The organism is Acidovorax sp. FW305-C-20-28 (assembly GCF_058783375.1).
In genome coordinates, this window is sequence record NZ_JBYSYM010000016.1 from 108,368 (window position 1) to 124,605 (window position 16,238).

The following is a 16,238-nucleotide window of genomic DNA, read 5'->3' on the forward strand; positions in this document are numbered from 1 at the left end:
CGCAGAAAGCGGGGTGCGCCAACCACTGGCGCACCCCGCTTTTTTCATGGGCGACGGGGCGCGAAAGACCCGGCACCAGGGCCCTCAACCAGGGCGGGTGCCTGCGGCCAGATGGCGCTCCAGGTACGCCTGCAGCAGCTCGCTGCGCGCCTGCGGGTCGGCACAGGCCACATAGCTGTCGGGCCGCAGCAGGTAGGCGGCACCACGGGCCAGGCCTGCGGCCTCGTGCGCCGGGCCAAACGGGAACTGGTGCAGCGCGATGCCTTGCGAAGCGCACCACGCGGCGAGCTCGCCGGGGGCATCGCCATAGACATGCACCTGCCAGGTGATATCGGCCAGGGGACCGTGGTTGTCGGCCGTGCGCACCCAGGGCAGGCGGTCGCCGCCGCGCACCGCGCCGGCCTGGCCTTCAGCCAGGGGGCCGCCGTGGTAGCTGATCATCGTCTGCGAGACCATGCGGAAGGCGTACTCGCGCACGGCATCCGCGCCAGACGCCAGCGGCACCAGCAGCGGGGCAATGCGCGTGCGCATGAAATCGGCAAAGCGGCCTTCGGCCGTGACGAAGCTGAACATCCGGTCGGTGGTTTCCACCAGCTTCAGGGCAAAGGCGCGCCGCTCGGCCTCGTAGCTGTCCAGCAGTGCATCGGGGGCGCCCTGCCGCAGCACAGCAGCCAGCTTCCACGCGAGGTTGATGGCATCGCCAATGCCCGTGTTCATGCCCTGCCCGCCAGCCGGGCTGTGCACGTGCGCGGCGTCGCCCACCAGGAAGGCGCGGCCCCGGCGGTAGTGGTCCGTGACGCGGTGGTGCACGCGGTAGGTCGAGAACCAGTGCACCTCGCGCACCTGCAGGCCCACGCTGGTGATGGCCCTGTGGCCCACATCGTCGAAGCTCAGGGATTCGGCCCGCTGCGCTCGTTCATCGCCCACCACGCCGATGAGCCGGCCGCGGCCCTGGTCGTCGTAGGGCAGCCAGGCGGCGAAATCCGCATGGTCCAGCGCAATGTGCGCCTGCCCGTTGGCCGCTGCCGACCCACTGGCATCGACATCGGCCACGTAGAAGATCTTGTCGTAGGTGCCGCCCGGGAAACCCGCGCCGATCTGGTGGCGCACCACCGAACGGGCGCCGTCACAGCCGGCCAGGTAGGCGGCCTCGCCAAGCTGCTCGCTGCCGTCGGGCAAACGCAGCCGCGCGATGACGGCCTCGCCCCGCTCCTCGAATCCCAGGCATTCGGTGCGCCATTCCACCCCAACCCCCAGGGCTTGCAGGCGCGCCACCAGCAGCCGCTCGTGCTGGTCTTGCGGGTAGACCAGCAGGAAGGCATAGGGCGTGAGGTCCTGGCCCGCCGAGCCGAAGGACAGCGTGGCGCGCCGCTGGCCCGTGGTCCAGAGGTTGATGGCCGGGATGGTATGGCCGCTGGCCACCACGGCATCGGCCAGGTCGAGCTGGCGGTACAGCTCCAGCGTGCGCGCCTGCACGGCCATGGCGCGCGATGCCGTGCCGGGCCCGGGCGCCTTGTCGATGATGCGCACCGGTACGCCCTGGCGCGTGAGCCAGAGGGCCAACACCAGGCCGGTAGGGCCTGCGCCCACGATGAGAACGGGTGCATGGGGCATGGTGGTCTTGTCCTCTCCAGCGGGTTGCGGCCTTGCCGCGCCGTGTGCTCAGCGCGCTTTCGATGCCGACGATTGCAGCGCCCGCACAGCCTCGGGCAGCGAATTCACATGGGGCAGGAAGTGGTCGATGGCCGCGCCCAGGGCCACGGCACACACCACGGCGCCCAGCATGGGCTTCCAGGTCAGGCGCACGGCGGCGCTGAGCCAGCCCTCGCGCTCCACCCCCATGGCGGCGCGCGCCGTCACCACCGAGAAGGCCAGTTCCACGGCCACGGTGAGCAGCACGTCCCAGCCGAAGAACAGCATGGCCAGCGCGCCCGCTCCGAAAACGATGGCCGAGCCGATGAGGAAGATGGCCACGATGGGAATCACCACCACGGCGCCCTCGTCGGCGCCCGACACCGCGTCGGCCGCTCCGCTGGCCAGGTCACCCAGCCCGGAGCCCGCGTCCGACAGGGCGGAGCCGAAATCGCCCGATCCGCCGCTGGTGTGGACCGTACCGCCCGAGCGCGGCATGGGCACGCTCGGCCCGCTGCCCCCGCGCCACGAGAGCGCATCGATTGCGATGTCTGCCACGTCCCCGGCTGCCTCGATCGCATCGCCCGCACCGCTGTCCGAATCGTCCTCATCCCGCTGCACCAGGCGGGCCGCCCACAGGCGCAGCACCAGCAGATAGCCGACGTAGCCGACCGACAGGGTGACCAGGTAGCGCCACGCCAGCGTCTCCATGCCCATGCGCATCTGCACATAGGAGGCGCACCACATCAGGATCAGCACAAAGCCGCCAATCAGAAATCCGTGCAGGCGCAGGCTGTAGCGCTGCTGCAGGCTGTCCGCCAGGTGGTGGCGGGGCTGCATGCGCACGGAGCGCCAGTTCGAGTTCTTTTTGCGGGCGCTGCGCTTGTCGGCCATGGGCTGCACTCCTGTCAGGACGGATGGTCAGGCGCGCAGCGTACCCGATCAGGCCCGGCTCAGGGCAAGGCCCGTCGGGCGAACCGTGACAAGATGCCCCATTACTCCACCGTGACAGGCACGCGCTGCGCCAGAGCGCACATGAGTTCCCAGGACACGGTGCCCGCCGGCTGGGCCACCTCGTCGATGGTCAGCACCGCCCCGTTGCTGGCACGGCCCCAGAGCGTGACCTCGCTGCCGAAGCCCACCTCCATCCCGGCCTGCAGCAGCGGCGTGAGGTCGACGGTGACCATGTCCATGCTCACCCGGCCCACCAGGCGCGTGCGCACCCCGTTGACCAGCACCGGCGTGCCGGTAGGACAATGTCGCGGGTAGCCGTCGCCATAGCCACAGGCCGCCACCCCGATGGTGAGCGGCCCGTCGGCGACGAAATTCGAGCCGTAGCCCACCGTGTCGCCCGCCTGCAATTGCTGCACGGCCAGCAGCCTGGTCGCCAAGGTCATGGTGGGCGCCAGCTCCCAGTGGCTGGCGGTGTTTTCCGGATGGTCGGGGGCATTGCCGTAGAGCACGATACCGGCGCGCACCCAGTCGCCGCGCACGGCCGCATCGCTGCTGTGGCGCAAGGTGGCGGCGCTGTTGGAGAGTGTGCGCTCACCCGGCAGATCGGCCGTGGCCTCGTTGAAGGCTGCCATCTGGTGGGCAATGCCGCGCGGGCCGTCGGCATCGCTGAAGTGGGTCATGAACGAGATCTCGTCCACCTGCGGCAGCGCATTGAGCCGTGCCCAGGCCGCGCGGTAGCGCTGGGGCGTGAAGCCCAGGCGGTTCATGCCCGAGTTCATCTTGAGGAACACGCGGTGCGGCACCTGGGTCTTGTGCGCGGCCAGCATATCGATCTGCTCGTCGCAGTGCACGGCATGCCACAGACCCAGTCGCGAGCACAGCTCCAGGTCGCGCGCCTCGAACACGCCTTCGAGCAGCAGGATGGGACCACGCCAGCCCAGCTGGCGCACGCGTTCGGCCTCGGCCAGATCGATCATGGCAAAGCCATCGGCGCCGCGCAGGCCTTCGTAGGCACGCTCGATGCCGTGGCCATAGGCATTGGCCTTGACCACGGCCCAGACCTTGGCATCCGGCACACTCTTGCGCACGCGCTCCAGGTTGTGGTGCAGGGCGGCGGTATGGATGGTGGCGTGTATCGGGCGTGGCATGGGGTTTGACCGGGTGGGATGCCCTGGATTCTGGCACCGTGACCGTTTACCCACGTGATATAACCATCTGTCGGCCACCCGGCTCCCCATATTTAACAGGGCATCAGTTCGCCTGATGCAGCACCAGCCATTCGATGAAGCGCGGTTTCTACACCATCATGTCGGCGCAGTTTTTCAGCTCGCTGGCCGACAACGCACTTTTCGTGGCAGCGGTCGAACTCCTTCGTTCCGAAGGTGCGCCCGAATGGCAGCGCGCCGCGCTGGTGCCCATGTTCGCGCTGTTCTACGTGGTGCTGGCGCCCTTCGTGGGGGCCTTCGCCGACGCCCTGCCCAAAGGGCGGGTGATGTTCGTGAGCAATGCCATCAAGGTACTGGGCTGCCTGATGATGCTCTTTGGCTCACACCCGCTGATCGCCTACGCGGTGGTGGGCCTGGGCGCAGCGGCCTACTCGCCCGCCAAATACGGCATCCTCACCGAACTGCTGCCGGCCTCCCAGCTGGTCAAGGCCAATGGCTGGATCGAGGGGCTGACCATCGCCTCCATCATCCTCGGTGTGCTGCTCGGTGGCCAGCTCGTGGGGCACAGCATCTCGGGCATGATGCTGAGCTTCGATTTCCCGGTGATCGACACCGGCGTGGACACGCCCGCCGAGGCGGCCATCGCCGGATTGATCGCGATCTACGTGCTGGCGGCCTGGTTCAACACCCGCATTCCGCACACCGGCGTGGAAATGCGCCCCATGCGCGCCGACCCCTCGCGCAGCATCCTGGCCAATACCCTGGCGCTGCTGCCCGACTTCTGGGCCTGCAACAACCGCCTGTGGCGCGACAAGCTGGGCCAGATTTCGCTGGCCACCACCACCCTGTTCTGGGGTGCGGGCGGCAACCTCAAGTTCATCGTGCTGGCCTGGGCCGGCGTGGCCCTGGGCTACAACACCACACAGGCCTCGGCGCTCACAGGGGTGGTGGCCATCGGCACCGCGGTGGGCGCCGTGGTGGCGTCCATGCGCATGCGGCTGGACATGGCCACCCGGGTCATCCCGCTGGGCATCGCGATGGGCCTGCTGCTGATCCTGATGGTGTTCATCAAGAACATCTGGCTGGCCATTCCCTTCCTCATCCTGCTGGGCGGGCTGGGCGGCTACCTGGTCGTGCCCATGAATGCCTTGCTGCAGCACCGGGGCCACAACCTCATGGGCGCCGGCCGCTCCATCGCCGTGCAGAACTTCAACGAACAGGCCTGCATCCTGGCGCTGGGCGCGTTCTACAGCCTGTCGCTCAAGTTCGGCCTGTCGGTCTTCGGCGCCATCACCATCTTCGGCCTGGTGGTCGCCGGCATCATGTGGATCATCCGCCGCTGGCACCAGAACAACTGCGTGACCCACCGCGAAGAGGTCGAGCACCTGCTGCACATTGCGCGGCAGGATGCGCACCACTAGGCTCCCCCTGAGGCGCTGCGCGCCTCGGTGCGTCCGCCAGAGGCGGCCGCTCTTCGTTGCCGTCCAAGCCTGCGCAGGCAGGCTTGGAGCCGCGGCACTCAGCCCCCTCCCCCGTATCGCTGCGCGATGCGGGAGGGGACGCCACCCGTGCGGCGGGGCGGCCCTTGCACGGCGGCGCTGGCTTGGGCCGCGCATCTGCATAGATTGCGCCTCCAGTAAAGCCCTGTGACATCGATGCAGGCAGACAAGCCACGCAGCGGCTACCATGGCTCCTTCATCCACCGAGGAGCCCCGATGCCCGAGACCATCTACGATTTCGAAGCCCTGCAGATGAATGGGCAGAGCGTGCCGCTCTCGCAGTACCGGGGCAAGGTGCTGCTCATCGTGAACACGGCCAGTGCCTGCGGGTTCACGCCGCAGTTCGGGGGGCTGGAAGAGCTGCACAAGGAGTACGGCGGCAAGGGCCTGGTGGTGCTGGGTTTTCCATGCAACCAGTTCGGCAGCCAGGACCCGGGCAGCAACGACGAGATCGCGAGCTTCTGCCAACTCAACTATGGCGTGAGCTTTCCGATGATGGCCAAGATCGACGTCAACGGCGCCGACGCCTCTCCGCTGTACAAGTGGCTCACCGCCGAGGCGCCAGGCCTTTTGGGCAGCAAGGCCATCAAGTGGAATTTCACCAAATTCCTGGTGGGCAAGGACGGCCAGGTGATCCGCCGCTATGCCCCGCAGGATGCACCCAAGAAGCTCGCGGGCGATATCGAGGCCGCGCTGGCCTGATCCGGCCGCCTACCTACCCCTGCCAGCGGCAGAGCACGCGCTCGCGGCCTGTGACAGGGTTGCGGTCGTGTGCGCCTTCCTGCAGGCCGCAGCGCGCATAGAAGCGGCGTGCGCCCAGGTTGCCGCTGGCCACGTGCAGCGACCAGCCCGCCGGGCACAGCGCGCAGACCCGGTCCACCAAGGCTGCGCCGATGCCCTGCCCTTGCAGTTCGGGCGCCACGAAAAGCTGGTGCAGATAGCCAGCCCCCACATCCAGCACCAGAAACGCAACGGCGCGCCCATGCCACTCGCCCACCAGGGTGAGGCACGGCGGCCCGAACTCCGCCTGCACCCGCTCCTGCCAATGCGCCAGCGGCGCGAGCTCGGCCACCGCAGGGTTGGCCGAGGCCCAGGCATGCCGCCACAGCGCGGCCAGTGCAGAGGCATCGTCCCTCCCTGCGGGGCGCAGGGGCATCGGCCCAGGCAAGGGGAATGCAGCAGTCTCCATGGCGTCGTCGTCTCATTCAGCGAACCGCCAGTATCCCTCCAGGCGCCGCCTTGGCCTGTGCCGCCCCGATCGGCGGCAGGCCGAACAGCGGCCGCAGCCAGCGCGAGCGCCGCACCACTCCCGTCAGTGCCCAGCACAGCAGCACCGTGCCGGCCAGCAAGGCGAGCGGTTCCAGCACCGGACCCAATGGCCAGCGCGCCAGGGCGACCGCGAGCACGATGGTGGCTGTCTGGTGCAGCACATACCAGGGGTAGACGGCCTCGCGCGCCCAGGGCAGCCAGCGCCAGGGCCGGTTGAGCCGGTGGTGGGCCCAGCCCAGGAGGGCCAGCAGCATGCCCCACAGGTACAGGTCGGCCAGCACCCGCACGGCGGTGCGTGCCAGCCAGCCGCCGTTCTGCACGGCAGGCCCGCGCAGGAGCACGAACAGCGCCAGCAGGAGCAGCGCCCCCGCCAGGCTGCGCCAGCGCAGACGCACCAGCTCGGCCCACAGGCCGGCGTCGAGCCCCATCCAGTACCCGTACAGGAACAGCGTGAAGTACACCGCATGCAGCCAGGCATCGTGGACCAGATCGTGCGTGGGCGGGAAGTGGCGCCACAACAGCAGCGAGTACAGCACCAGGGGCAGCACGGGCAGCAGGAACAATGCGCCGCCCCGCAACCCGGTGAAGGCTGCGCGCAGCCGCTGCCCCCAGGCCGACTCCAGACAGGGCAACAGCAGCGCCAGCACCACCGTGTAGGCCCACAGGTAGGCCAGGTACCACAGGTGGTTCCAGGTCACGCCCACCTCCCAGCCATCGAAGGCGCCGGCCGGCCAGCCGCCGCCGCCGCCGCCGCTGAAATAGCGGAGCAGAAAGGCCCCGAAGCCGGGAGCGATCAGACCGTTGGCAACGCCCTGGGCATAGGGCTGGTAGGGCACCACCACCGCCATGCCGAACGCCAGCGGCAACAGCAGGCGCCAGCTGCGCAGCCGGATCAGCCCCGGCACGGCCTTGCGGCCGCGCACCAGTCCGAACGCCAGCCCGGAGACCAGGAACACCAGGTCCATGCGCCAGAGATTGAGCGCCCGCATGGGCGCCTGCAGCCACTCGGCCGCATGCGGGCTCTTGAGGTGCCAGTGCCAGTCGGCCACGTAGTACATGGCCACGTGGTAGACGATGACCAGGGCGAAGGCGAACGCGCGCAAGGCATCGATGTCATGGCGGCGCGGGGCCGCAGAGGGAAGGTGGTGGGGATCGGTCATGCCCCCATGCTCGCGCCGCACGGCCTGTGCCCTGCCCCCTGCGGGACGGGGACCCATGCACTTTGGGATGGGCGGTGGCCGGCAGGGACGAAGATCGGGCCCGTGTTCCCACCCGATCCAGGCCCTTGCCTACACTGGCGGCATGTCGTCCCCGCCCACCCTGCCCTGGCCCGAGCGCTACCGCCCGCTGCGCCGCCGCGCCGAAATCGGCTTCTGGGCCACGGTGCTGCTGGTGCAGGCGGCCTTCAACAGCGTGGTGACCCTGATCGACCTGCGTTCCGCGGGCCGGCCGGTGGCCGCTTGGGAGCCGGCGCTGTGGGAGCTGTCCAGCGTGCTGGTGGTGGGCCTGCTGATCCCTGCCATCGTGGCCTTGGAGCGCCGCGTTCCCCTGCACTGGGACACGCTGCGCCGCCACCTGCCCTGGCATGTGCTGGCCAGCCTGGTGTATTGCACCGTTCACCTGGCGGCCATGATCGCGCTGCGGCATACCGCCTACGCCGCGCTGGGCGCCGAATACCGGCTGAACGGCCCCTGGTGGGCGCAGTGGGGCTACGAGTACCTCAAGGACGTGCGCACCTATGCACTCATCGTGTGCGCCCTGGTGAGCTACCGCTTCGTGCTGCTGCGCCTGCAGGGCGAGGCCCGGGTGCTGGACGCGCCCGAGCCCTCGCCCCTGCAGGAGATGCCCGCCACCCCAGCCGTGGAATCCGCAGAGCCGTCCCTCCCGCCTGCCCAGGTACCGCGGCCCGAGCGCTTTCTGGTGCGCAAGCTGCGCCGCGAGTTCCTGATCGCCGCCAACGACATCGCCTGGCTGCAGGCCGAGGCCAACTACGTGGGACTGCACGTCAACGGGCACGACTACCTGGTGCGTTCGACCCTCACGGACTTTCTCATCCAGCTGGACCCGGCGCGCTTTGTGCGCGTGCACCGCAGCTATGCCGTGAACCTGGACGCCGTGGCCGAGATCGAGCCCTTGGACAGCGGCGATGCGCGCCTGGTGATGCGGGATGGCAGCACCGTGCCCTGCAGCCGGCGCTACCGTAGCGCGCTCACAGATCCGTCCGGCACCACGCCTGGCTGATCAGCGCCCGGGGGTTAGCGCATCACCCACACGCTGAAAATGCTGGGTCAGCACACCGTTGGGGTAGGCCTGGTGCGTACGCAACGCCCAGCGCTGCGGCGGCATCGGCTGCTGCGCACCCCACAGGGGCAGGCCGGCGCCCAGGGTGACCGGAATGGTGGCCAGCATCAGGTGGTCCACCAGGCCCGCCTGCAGGAACTGCCCCGCCACCTGGCCACCGCCCACCAGCCAGACATGCCGGAGCCCCAGACCGGACCATTGCGCCACCAGGTCGCGGGGTTGCGCGGCGCCCCAGCGCACGCAGGAGGGCAGTGCCCCCTGCGCGGGCGCCAGCTGGCGGCTGAGCACCCAGGCCGGCCGTTCACCATACGGCCAGTCGCCAAACGACCGCGTCACCTCATAGGTGCTGCGCCCCATGGCCAGGCCATCCACCGTGGCCATGAAGTCGGCCAGCCCATAGTCGGTACCGGCCTGCTCGAAAGGGTGCAGCCAGTCGAGTTCGCCCTGCTGCCCGGCAATGAAGCCATCGAGCGTGGCGGCGACGTAGTAGGTGATCTCGGTCATGCGCAGGGGGCGGCTTCGTCGCCCATGGGGGTGGGCCGCCAGGCGTCCTCGGCCTCGACCTGGCGCAGCATGTCGGCCAGGGTCTTGCCGGGTTCCTGGCGGAACTGTTCGGGCAGCACCGTGAGTTCCGCGATGCGGTCGATGCGAAAGCCGCGGAAATCGTTGCGCAGCTCGCACCAGGCCGACAGGGTCCAGACCTTGCCCCAATAGAAGCAGCCCAACGGTCGCAGGCGGCGCACCGAGGGCCGGCCCTGCACGTCGGCATAGTCGATCTGCACCACATGGCGGCTGTGCACGGCCTCGCGCAAAGCCTGCAGGGTGGCCTGGGAGCGCGGCCCCAGGCCCACGGAAGGGGCATAGAGCGCCTGCGCCTCGGCCGCCACGCGTGCCTCGGGTGGCAGCACCGAGAGGATCTTGCCCAGCGCCCCTTCGACCTCGCGTGCCAGCCCGGCATCGAGCCAGGCCTGGGCCAGCCGCGCGGCCGCCACCAGGGCATTCGCCTCGCCCTGGCTGAACATCAGCGGCGGCAGATCAAAGCCTGCGCCCAGGCGGTAGCCCACACCGGCCTCGCCCTCGATGGGCACGCCCTGGTGCTGCAGGTCGGCCACGTCGCGGTAGATGGTGCGTTGGGACACCTCCAGCCGCTCGGCCAGGAAGGCGGCGGTGGACAGGCGCCGCCCACGGATGAGCTGGACGATCTGGAACAGGCGGTCGGCGCGGCGCATGGGATGGGGAGATCAGATGCCGATATGGATGGCCACGCGGTCGGGGCCGGGATAGGCCTCGAAGTCCGTGGCGAAGCGGCGCTTGATCTGCGGGTTCTCGGCAAAGTAGCGCCACACTTGGCCCCAGGCATCGATCACCATCTGCGGCATGGTGCCTTGGCCGTGGAAGACCAGGTAGTCGCCCGCCTCGATTTCCACCGTGGTGGCACCGCCCACGATCTCTGCGCCCGTGGGCGCGTCCACGCCGGCCGTGACATCAAAGGCACCATGCTCGTTGGATTCGTAGGCGCTGTAGACGCCGAAGATGCGGCCGTCGGCGCCTGGCTTGGGCAGCTTGTGCTCCCAGCTTTCGCTGAAGAAGCGGTCCCACAGACCGCCGATGCGCGCGGTCTCGGGGCTCATCTCGTCGCTGTTGCGGGTGCGCACGGCAATGCCGGCAACGCGGAAGGCAGGAATCTTTTCAGAAACGGGTGGCATGCGGTTCTCTCTCTCTTGGTTTGTCAGGAGCCGTGATGGTGCCGGCCCCCTGCTGACAACCCTGTGTCAGCAGGATGGCGCGGCGCGCGGCAAATTGCAACCAGAGGAAAGAGAGGCCGCCAACCCGCCCGAAGGCCGGGCTGCTGCCAAGGCCTTGTCAGCAGCCCACCCCGGGGGAAGTAAGCCTGTGCAGCGGCTCAGGCCGCAGGGGCGGTGGTCGCTGCAGCGGTGGCAGCCGCGGCCACCACGCTGCGATAACGGCGTGCGCGCTCCAGCGTCTGGCCGGCCGCTCGCGCGGCCATGCCGTACATGTCGGCGAAAGCCTCCAGGGTCTGGCCGCTGGCCTCGAACGCGCGCAGCAGGGCTTCGTCACGGGCGTTGCGCGCGGCCCATTCGGCAAACGCCTCTTCGAGCAGGGCATTGGCCTCGTCGTCGCGGCCGGTGACCAGCTCGGTGTAGGCCTCGCGCGTCAGGCCCGAGGCCTCGAAGGCCTGGACCAGGCGGTTGCGCAGCTTGGGCAGCAGGTCTTCGCCGGCGCGCGCCTTGCTGTTCTTGCGGCGGCGGTAGACCTCCAGCAGGGCATGGTGCACATGCTCGGGCGCCATGGCTTCCACCGGCTTGCCGGCGAGGTCGTGGCGCTTGTCGCCCGCGGCCACGCTCTGCAGGTAGCGGGTGGAACGGGTGTGGATGCCCAGGGCTGCCTTGAGCGCTTCGCGCTCGAACAGCTCGGGGTGGGCCGCCTGCAGGTCCTGGAAGATGCCGCGCTTGAGCGGGCGGAACACTGCGCCGAAGAGCTGTGGGTACAGGCCGGCCAGTTGCTCCAGCACAGGGTGGGTGCGCGGTGGCGTGCGCTGGGCGCCGGCAGGGGCCGCGGCGGCCCCCTTCACCTCGGGCGCAATGGCGTCACGCGGGCGCTGGCTGCCGCCATCGGGCTTGCCACCGCGACCGCCACGGCCCCCGCGGCTGCGCCGGCCCTTGCCGGCAGGCGCCTGGGCTGGCGAATCCCCGCCCTCGGCTCCAGCCGGGGCCACGGCGGGGGCAGGCGATGCGGCCTGGTCCGCCGTGGAGGCAGCGGCGGCGGGCGCGGCGATCTTCTGTTCTTGTTCTGGCACGTTGTCGGTCATGGCGTAGCGAGGAAGGGGGCAAGAAAACCCTCAATCATGCCAGCCTTGGGCTGGAAAGCCTAAAAATCAGGCCAAAGCCTCATCCAGCACCTCGATCCAGTGGCGCACGGGCGTGGCCGTGCCGCTTTGCAGGTGCGTGATGCAGCCGATGTTGGCCGAGAGGATGGCCGTGGGCGGCTGCTCGCCCAAGGCCTCACCCAAGGCGCCGAGCTTGCGGTCGCGCAACTGGTAGGACAGACCGGGGTTGAGCACCGAATAGGTGCCGGCCGAGCCGCAGCACAGGTGCGACTCGTTGCGCGCCACGCGCAGCGTGAAGCCCAGCTTGGCGAGGTGCGTCTCGACCCCGCCGCGCAGCTTCTGCCCATGCTGCAGCGTGCAGGGCGGGTGGTAGGCATACTGCACCCCAGCCTGTGGTTGGACGCGCCCGGCCAGCCGCTCGGCCAGTTCGGGCAGCAGGTCCGGCAGCAGCTCGGACAGGTCGCGCGTGAGTTCACTGATGCGCGCCGCCTTGGCCGCATACTGCGCATCGTCCTGCAGGATATGGCCGTACTCCTTGACGGTGACGCCGCAGCCCGAGGCATTCATGACGATGCATTCCACCCCGCCCGCCTCCACCAGCGGCCACCAGGCGTCGATGTTGGCGCGCATCTGGGCCTTGCCGCCCTCCTGGTCGTTGAGGTGGAACTTGACCGCGCCGCAGCAGCCGGCCTTGGGCGCCACCAAGGTCTGGATGCCCGCGGCATCGAGCACGCGCGCCGTGGCGGTGTTGATGCCGGGCATCATCGCGGGCTGCACGCAGCCGGCCAGCATGAGCACCTTGCGCGCGTGTTCGCGGGTGGGCCAGGCGCCCGCATCGCGCGCAGCGGGCACCTTGGCCTTGAGCGCCGCGGGCAGCAGGCCGCGAACCATCTGGCCGGCCTTCATCGCGGGGGCGAACAGCGGCGAGGGCAGCCCTTCCTTGAGCGCCCAGCGCAGGGCCTTTTCGCCGGCAGGGCGCGGCACCTTCTCGTCCACGATCTTGCGGCCGATGTCCACCAGGTGGCCGTACTGCACGCCGCTCGGGCAGGTGCTCTCGCAGTTGCGGCAGGTCAGGCAGCGGTCCAGGTGCATCTGGGTGGCACGCGTGGGCGCCTGGCCTTCGAGCACCTGCTTGATCAGGTAGATGCGACCGCGCGGGCCATCGAGTTCGTCGCCCAGCAACTGGTAGGTGGGGCAGGTGGCCGTGCAGAAGCCACAGTGAACACACTTGCGCAGGATGGCCTCGGCCTGCTGGCCATCGGCGCGGGCGCGGTATTCAGGGGAGAGTTGGGTTTGCATGGTGCATGCCTGGCAGTTGAAGGGGTGTCGGCTGTGGCCGGCAGAGCGGCGCGGCCCTACCAGCCTGCCGCCATGCGCCCGGGATTGAAGATGCCTGCCGGATCGAAGCTGTGCTTGAGGCGCGCATGGATCTGCTCCAGCGCCCGGGAAGGCAGCGGTGCATGCCCTGCGCCCCCGGGCTCGCGCGCCGCGGGTGCGCGGAACACCGCGGCGCTGCCGCCCGCGGACCGGGCCGCTTCGCGCAGCGCATCGCCGGCAGCTTCGGGCGCCAGCACCCAGCGCAAGGCCCCATGCCATTCCACCAGGGCCTGGGCGGCCTCGGGCAGCGCCAGCACGGGCGCGGTGGCGGGCAGGGACAGGCGCCACAGGGCCTGGTCGGGCCGGCGCGCGGCAAACCAGGGCAGCACCTGATCGCGGCATGCCGCCCACTGGGCAGCGGCCATGGCAGGGTCCAGGCGCTCGCCCCCCAGGCTGCGGCAGGCCGCCTCGACCGCGGCCACGGCGCCACGCAGGCGCAGGTACAGCACGCCACCATCCGCGCCAGCCTCCCAGCGGCTGGCGTTGAGGGGCAGGGGCTGGCCGCCCCAGGCATGCAGCCGGCGCAGCGCCTCGTCCTGCCCGCATTCAAACCGCAGCGTGGCCTCGGAGGGCACCATGGGCAGCACCTTGAGGCTGACCTCGGTGAGCAGGCCCAGCGTGCCCCAGGAGCCCGCCATGAGGCGCGGTACGTCATAGCCCGCCACGTTCTTCATGACCTGGCCGCCGAAGGTCAACAGTTCGGCCTGGCCGTTGAGCAGCACCACGCCCAGCAGGTAGTCGCGCACCGCGCCCACACTGGCGCGGGCCGGGCCCGAAAGGCCGGCCGCGACCATGCCGCCGACCGTGCCGGCCTGGGCTGGAGTGCCGAAGTGCGGGGGTTCGAACGGCAGGCACTGCCCTTTTGCGGCCAGGGCGGCTTCCAGCTCGGCCAGCGGCGTGCCGCTGCGCACGGTGACCACGAGCTCGCTCGGCTCGTAGTCGACGATGCCCGTGAGCACCCGGGTATCCAGCACCTCGCCATGCAGGGCCAGGCCATGGAAGTCCTTGCTACCCCCGCCGCGGATGCGCAAGGGGGTCTGGTCGGCCGCGGCGGCGCGCACGCGTTCGGTGATCTGGGCAAGGGCGGAATCCATGCCGTGCATCGTAGCGGCTGCACCCCGCCCGGGCCTTGGCCGTGGCCGTGAATTTTTTGAACGGCCGGCGTGAGAACGGCGATGGCCCCGTGCCGCGCGGCCATGAAAAACCCGCCAGCAGGCGGGTTGGTCAAAAAGAAGCCCGCCGGAAGGCGGGCCAAGGGATCCGTGGAGGATTCCGAGGAGACTCTCGCAGAAAACCAAACTCAACAACTCGGGAGAGGCCGGGCTGCGGCACCACCAGACACCGCAGCCTGCGGCCTATCCCATTCTCACGCTCATCAACGGTTGTAGGCCGTTTCGCCGTGGGACGTGATGTCCAGACCTTCGCGTTCGGCTTCTTCCGAGACACGCAGGCCCACCAGCAGGTCAGCGATCTTGTAGGAGATGAAGGCCACGACGCCGGACCACACGATGGTGAACAGCACGCTCTTGACCTGGATCCACACTTGAGCGCCCATGGCGAAGGTGTCGGGCGTCAGGCCACCCGTGCCACCCAGGCCCTTGGAGGCAAACACGCCAGTCAGGATGGCGCCCAGGATACCGCCCACGCCGTGCACGCCGAACACGTCGAACGCATCGTCCACGTTGAGCATGCGCTTCAAGCCACCCACACCCCACAGGCAGACGATGCCGGCGATCAGGCCCAGCACGATGGAACCCATGGGGCCCACGAAGCCGGCAGCAGGCGTCACGGCCACCAGGCCAGCGACGGCACCCGAGGCAGCGCCCAGCATCGAGGCCTTGCCCTTGTGCAGTGCTTCACCGGCGATCCAGCTCAGCGTGGCGGCAGCGGTGGCCAGCACGGTGTTCACGAAGGCCAGGCCGGCACCGGCGTTGGCGGCACCGGCGGAGCCGGCGTTGAAGCCGAACCAGCCCACCCACAGCAGCGAGGCACCCACCATGGTCAGCGTCAGGCTGTGGGGCGTCAGGGCTTCCTTGCCGAAGCCGATGCGCTTGCCCACCATGTAGGCGCCCACCAGACCGGCGATACCGGCGTTGATGTGCACCACGGTGCCGCCGGCGAAGTCCAGCGCGCCGTCAGCGCCCAGCAGGCCGCCGCCCCACACGATGTGGGCCATGGGCACGTAGCTGAAGGTGAACCACAGCACCGAGAAGATCAGCACGGCGGAGAACTTGATGCGCTCGGCGAAGGAGCCGACGATCAGCGCCACGGTGATGGCTGCGAACGTGCCCTGGAAGGCCACGAACACGTACTCGGGGATGGTGATCAGGGCACCGAAGGTCTCCTGCGTCACGCCCTTGAGGAAGATCTTGTCCAGCCCGCCGAAGAACTTGCCTTCACCCGAGAAAGCCAGGCTGTAGCCGTAGATGGCCCACAGCAGCGAGATCAGCGAGAAGACCACGAAGACCTGCATCAGCACGGACAGCATGTTCTTGGAGCGACCCAGGCCACCGTAGAACAGTGCCAGGCCGGGGATGGTCATCAGGATGACCAGCAGCGTGGAGGTCAGCATCCAGGCGGTGTCGCCGGAATCGACCTTGGGAACGGGGGCAGCCGGAGCGGCTTCGGAGGCAGCGGCAGCGGGCGCGGCAGCAGGGGCTGCTGCGGCAGGTGCAGCAGCAGCGGCTGGTGCGGCTTCGGCCGGTGCCGATGCCGCCGCGTCAGCGGCGGGGGCCTGGGCCAGCGACAGTCCACCAACGGACAGCAGGCTCAACCCCAGGATGAAGGAAGCAAGCAGTTTTTTCATGGCTCTTTTCTCTTGTGTGTGATGCGGCGTGCCTTTTAGAGGGCTTCCTTGCCGGTTTCGCCGGTGCGGATGCGCACCACCTGCTCGAGGTGCGTCACGAAAATCTTGCCGTCGCCGATCTTGCCGGTGCGTGCCGCGGCCTCGATGGCCTCGATCACGCGGTCCACCAGTTCATCGGCCACGGCGGCTTCGATCTTGACCTTGGGCAGGAAGTCGACCACGTACTCTGCGCCGCGGTACAACTCGGTATGGCCCTTCTGGCGCCCGAAGCCCTTGACCTCGGTCACCGTGATCCCCTGAACCCCGATGTCCGACAGGGCTTCACGCACCTCGTCGAGCTTGAAGGGTTTGATGATGGCTGTCACCATTTTCATTTTTGGTTCCTC

16 protein-coding genes are annotated in these 16,238 nt (G+C 69.2%); 3 read left to right on the forward strand and 13 right to left on the reverse strand.

Annotated elements, in window-relative coordinates:
• Positions 1–84 precede the first annotated feature (84 nt).
• The 3 genes from AC3WOH_RS19010 to alr all read right to left on the reverse strand — a co-directional run bounded on the left by AC3WOH_RS19010 (position 85) and on the right by alr (position 3,734).
• Positions 85–1,614, reverse strand: coding sequence for an FAD-dependent monooxygenase (locus tag AC3WOH_RS19010; RefSeq protein WP_492230872.1), 1,530 nt, complete (start codon positions 1,612–1,614; stop codon positions 85–87).
• 48 nt (positions 1,615–1,662) lie between these two features.
• A complete protein-coding gene (locus AC3WOH_RS19015; RefSeq protein ID WP_492230873.1) occupies positions 1,663–2,526 on the reverse strand; it encodes a hypothetical protein in 864 nt (287 codons plus the stop codon).
• 101 nt (positions 2,527–2,627) lie between these two features.
• Entirely contained in the window at positions 2,628–3,734 is a 1,107-nt protein-coding gene (gene alr, locus AC3WOH_RS19020; protein WP_492230874.1) for an alanine racemase, read from the reverse strand.
• A 134-nt stretch (positions 3,735–3,868) separates the two neighbouring features.
• Between alr and lplT the strand changes: the two genes are divergently transcribed.
• A complete protein-coding gene (lplT, locus tag AC3WOH_RS19025) occupies positions 3,869–5,173 on the forward strand; it encodes a lysophospholipid transporter LplT (protein ID WP_492230875.1) in 1,305 nt (434 codons plus the stop codon).
• A 294-nt stretch (positions 5,174–5,467) separates the two neighbouring features.
• Entirely contained in the window at positions 5,468–5,953 is a 486-nt protein-coding gene (locus AC3WOH_RS19030; protein WP_492230876.1) for a glutathione peroxidase, read from the forward strand.
• Positions 5,954–5,966: 13 nt separating this feature from the next.
• Here the strand turns inward: AC3WOH_RS19030 and AC3WOH_RS19035 are convergent, their stop codons facing one another.
• A complete protein-coding gene (locus tag AC3WOH_RS19035) occupies positions 5,967–6,407 on the reverse strand; it encodes a GNAT family N-acetyltransferase (protein ID WP_492230877.1) in 441 nt (146 codons plus the stop codon).
• A 49-nt stretch (positions 6,408–6,456) separates the two neighbouring features.
• Positions 6,457–7,680, reverse strand: a complete 1,224-nt coding sequence (locus AC3WOH_RS19040) for an acyltransferase family protein (protein ID WP_492230878.1) — start codon at positions 7,678–7,680, stop codon at positions 6,457–6,459.
• Between the two features lie 142 nt (positions 7,681–7,822).
• On the opposite strand from AC3WOH_RS19040, the gene AC3WOH_RS19045 reads away from it, so the two are divergent.
• Entirely contained in the window at positions 7,823–8,761 is a 939-nt protein-coding gene (locus AC3WOH_RS19045; protein WP_492230879.1) for a LytTR family DNA-binding domain-containing protein, read from the forward strand.
• Here AC3WOH_RS19045 and AC3WOH_RS19050 read toward each other — a convergent pair whose 3' ends face one another.
• The 8 genes from AC3WOH_RS19050 to glnK all read right to left on the reverse strand — a co-directional run bounded on the left by AC3WOH_RS19050 (position 8,762) and on the right by glnK (position 16,226).
• Entirely contained in the window at positions 8,762–9,325 is a 564-nt protein-coding gene (locus AC3WOH_RS19050; RefSeq protein ID WP_492230880.1) for a dihydrofolate reductase family protein, read from the reverse strand.
• On the reverse strand, positions 9,322–10,050 hold the full coding sequence (locus tag AC3WOH_RS19055) for a helix-turn-helix transcriptional regulator (RefSeq protein WP_492230881.1): 729 nt from the start codon (positions 10,048–10,050) through the stop codon (positions 9,322–9,324). Before AC3WOH_RS19055 ends, AC3WOH_RS19050 begins: the two co-directional genes overlap by 4 nt.
• A 12-nt stretch (positions 10,051–10,062) precedes the next feature.
• On the reverse strand, positions 10,063–10,527 hold the full coding sequence (locus AC3WOH_RS19060) for a GyrI-like domain-containing protein (protein ID WP_492230882.1): 465 nt from the start codon (positions 10,525–10,527) through the stop codon (positions 10,063–10,065).
• Positions 10,528–10,724: 197 nt separating this feature from the next.
• Positions 10,725–11,651: a ProQ/FINO family protein gene (locus AC3WOH_RS19065; protein WP_492230883.1), complete on the reverse strand. Its 927-nt coding sequence runs from the start codon at positions 11,649–11,651 to the stop codon at positions 10,725–10,727.
• A gap of 66 nt (positions 11,652–11,717) precedes the next feature.
• Positions 11,718–12,968, reverse strand: coding sequence for a glycolate oxidase subunit GlcF (gene glcF / locus AC3WOH_RS19070; protein ID WP_492230884.1), 1,251 nt, complete (start codon positions 12,966–12,968; stop codon positions 11,718–11,720).
• Positions 12,969–13,024: 56 nt separating this feature from the next.
• Positions 13,025–14,149, reverse strand: a complete 1,125-nt coding sequence (glcE, locus tag AC3WOH_RS19075; protein WP_492230885.1) for a glycolate oxidase subunit GlcE — start codon at positions 14,147–14,149, stop codon at positions 13,025–13,027.
• A 272-nt stretch (positions 14,150–14,421) separates the two neighbouring features.
• Positions 14,422–15,852, reverse strand: a complete 1,431-nt coding sequence (locus AC3WOH_RS19080) for an ammonium transporter (RefSeq protein ID WP_492230886.1) — start codon at positions 15,850–15,852, stop codon at positions 14,422–14,424.
• A 35-nt stretch (positions 15,853–15,887) separates the two neighbouring features.
• Positions 15,888–16,226, reverse strand: a complete 339-nt coding sequence (glnK, locus tag AC3WOH_RS19085; RefSeq protein ID WP_007851823.1) for a P-II family nitrogen regulator — start codon at positions 16,224–16,226, stop codon at positions 15,888–15,890.
• Positions 16,227–16,238: the final 12 nt, after the last annotated feature.

Excerpts from the sequence above, each read along its gene's own strand:
- AC3WOH_RS19010 (WP_492230872.1), bottom strand. The coding sequence starts at position 1,614 with ATGCCCCATGCACCCGTTCTCATCGTGGGCGCAGGCCCTACCGGCCTG.
- AC3WOH_RS19015 (WP_492230873.1), bottom strand. The coding sequence starts at position 2,526 with ATGGCCGACAAGCGCAGCGCCCGCAAAAAGAACTCGAACTGGCGCTCC.
- alr (WP_492230874.1), bottom strand. The coding sequence starts at position 3,734 with ATGCCACGCCCGATACACGCCACCATCCATACCGCCGCCCTGCACCAC.
- lplT (WP_492230875.1), top strand. The coding sequence starts at position 3,869 with ATGAAGCGCGGTTTCTACACCATCATGTCGGCGCAGTTTTTCAGCTCG.
- AC3WOH_RS19030 (WP_492230876.1), top strand. The coding sequence starts at position 5,468 with ATGCCCGAGACCATCTACGATTTCGAAGCCCTGCAGATGAATGGGCAG.
- AC3WOH_RS19035 (WP_492230877.1), bottom strand. The coding sequence starts at position 6,407 with ATGCCCCTGCGCCCCGCAGGGAGGGACGATGCCTCTGCACTGGCCGCG.
- AC3WOH_RS19040 (WP_492230878.1), bottom strand. The coding sequence starts at position 7,680 with ATGACCGATCCCCACCACCTTCCCTCTGCGGCCCCGCGCCGCCATGAC.
- AC3WOH_RS19045 (WP_492230879.1), top strand. The coding sequence starts at position 7,823 with ATGTCGTCCCCGCCCACCCTGCCCTGGCCCGAGCGCTACCGCCCGCTG.
- AC3WOH_RS19050 (WP_492230880.1), bottom strand. The coding sequence starts at position 9,325 with ATGACCGAGATCACCTACTACGTCGCCGCCACGCTCGATGGCTTCATT.
- AC3WOH_RS19055 (WP_492230881.1), bottom strand. The coding sequence starts at position 10,050 with ATGCGCCGCGCCGACCGCCTGTTCCAGATCGTCCAGCTCATCCGTGGG.
- AC3WOH_RS19060 (WP_492230882.1), bottom strand. The coding sequence starts at position 10,527 with ATGCCACCCGTTTCTGAAAAGATTCCTGCCTTCCGCGTTGCCGGCATT.
- AC3WOH_RS19065 (WP_492230883.1), bottom strand. The coding sequence starts at position 11,651 with ATGACCGACAACGTGCCAGAACAAGAACAGAAGATCGCCGCGCCCGCC.
- glcF (WP_492230884.1), bottom strand. The coding sequence starts at position 12,968 with ATGCAAACCCAACTCTCCCCTGAATACCGCGCCCGCGCCGATGGCCAG.
- glcE (WP_492230885.1), bottom strand. The coding sequence starts at position 14,149 with ATGCACGGCATGGATTCCGCCCTTGCCCAGATCACCGAACGCGTGCGC.
- AC3WOH_RS19080 (WP_492230886.1), bottom strand. The coding sequence starts at position 15,852 with ATGAAAAAACTGCTTGCTTCCTTCATCCTGGGGTTGAGCCTGCTGTCC.
- glnK (WP_007851823.1), bottom strand. The coding sequence starts at position 16,226 with ATGAAAATGGTGACAGCCATCATCAAACCCTTCAAGCTCGACGAGGTG.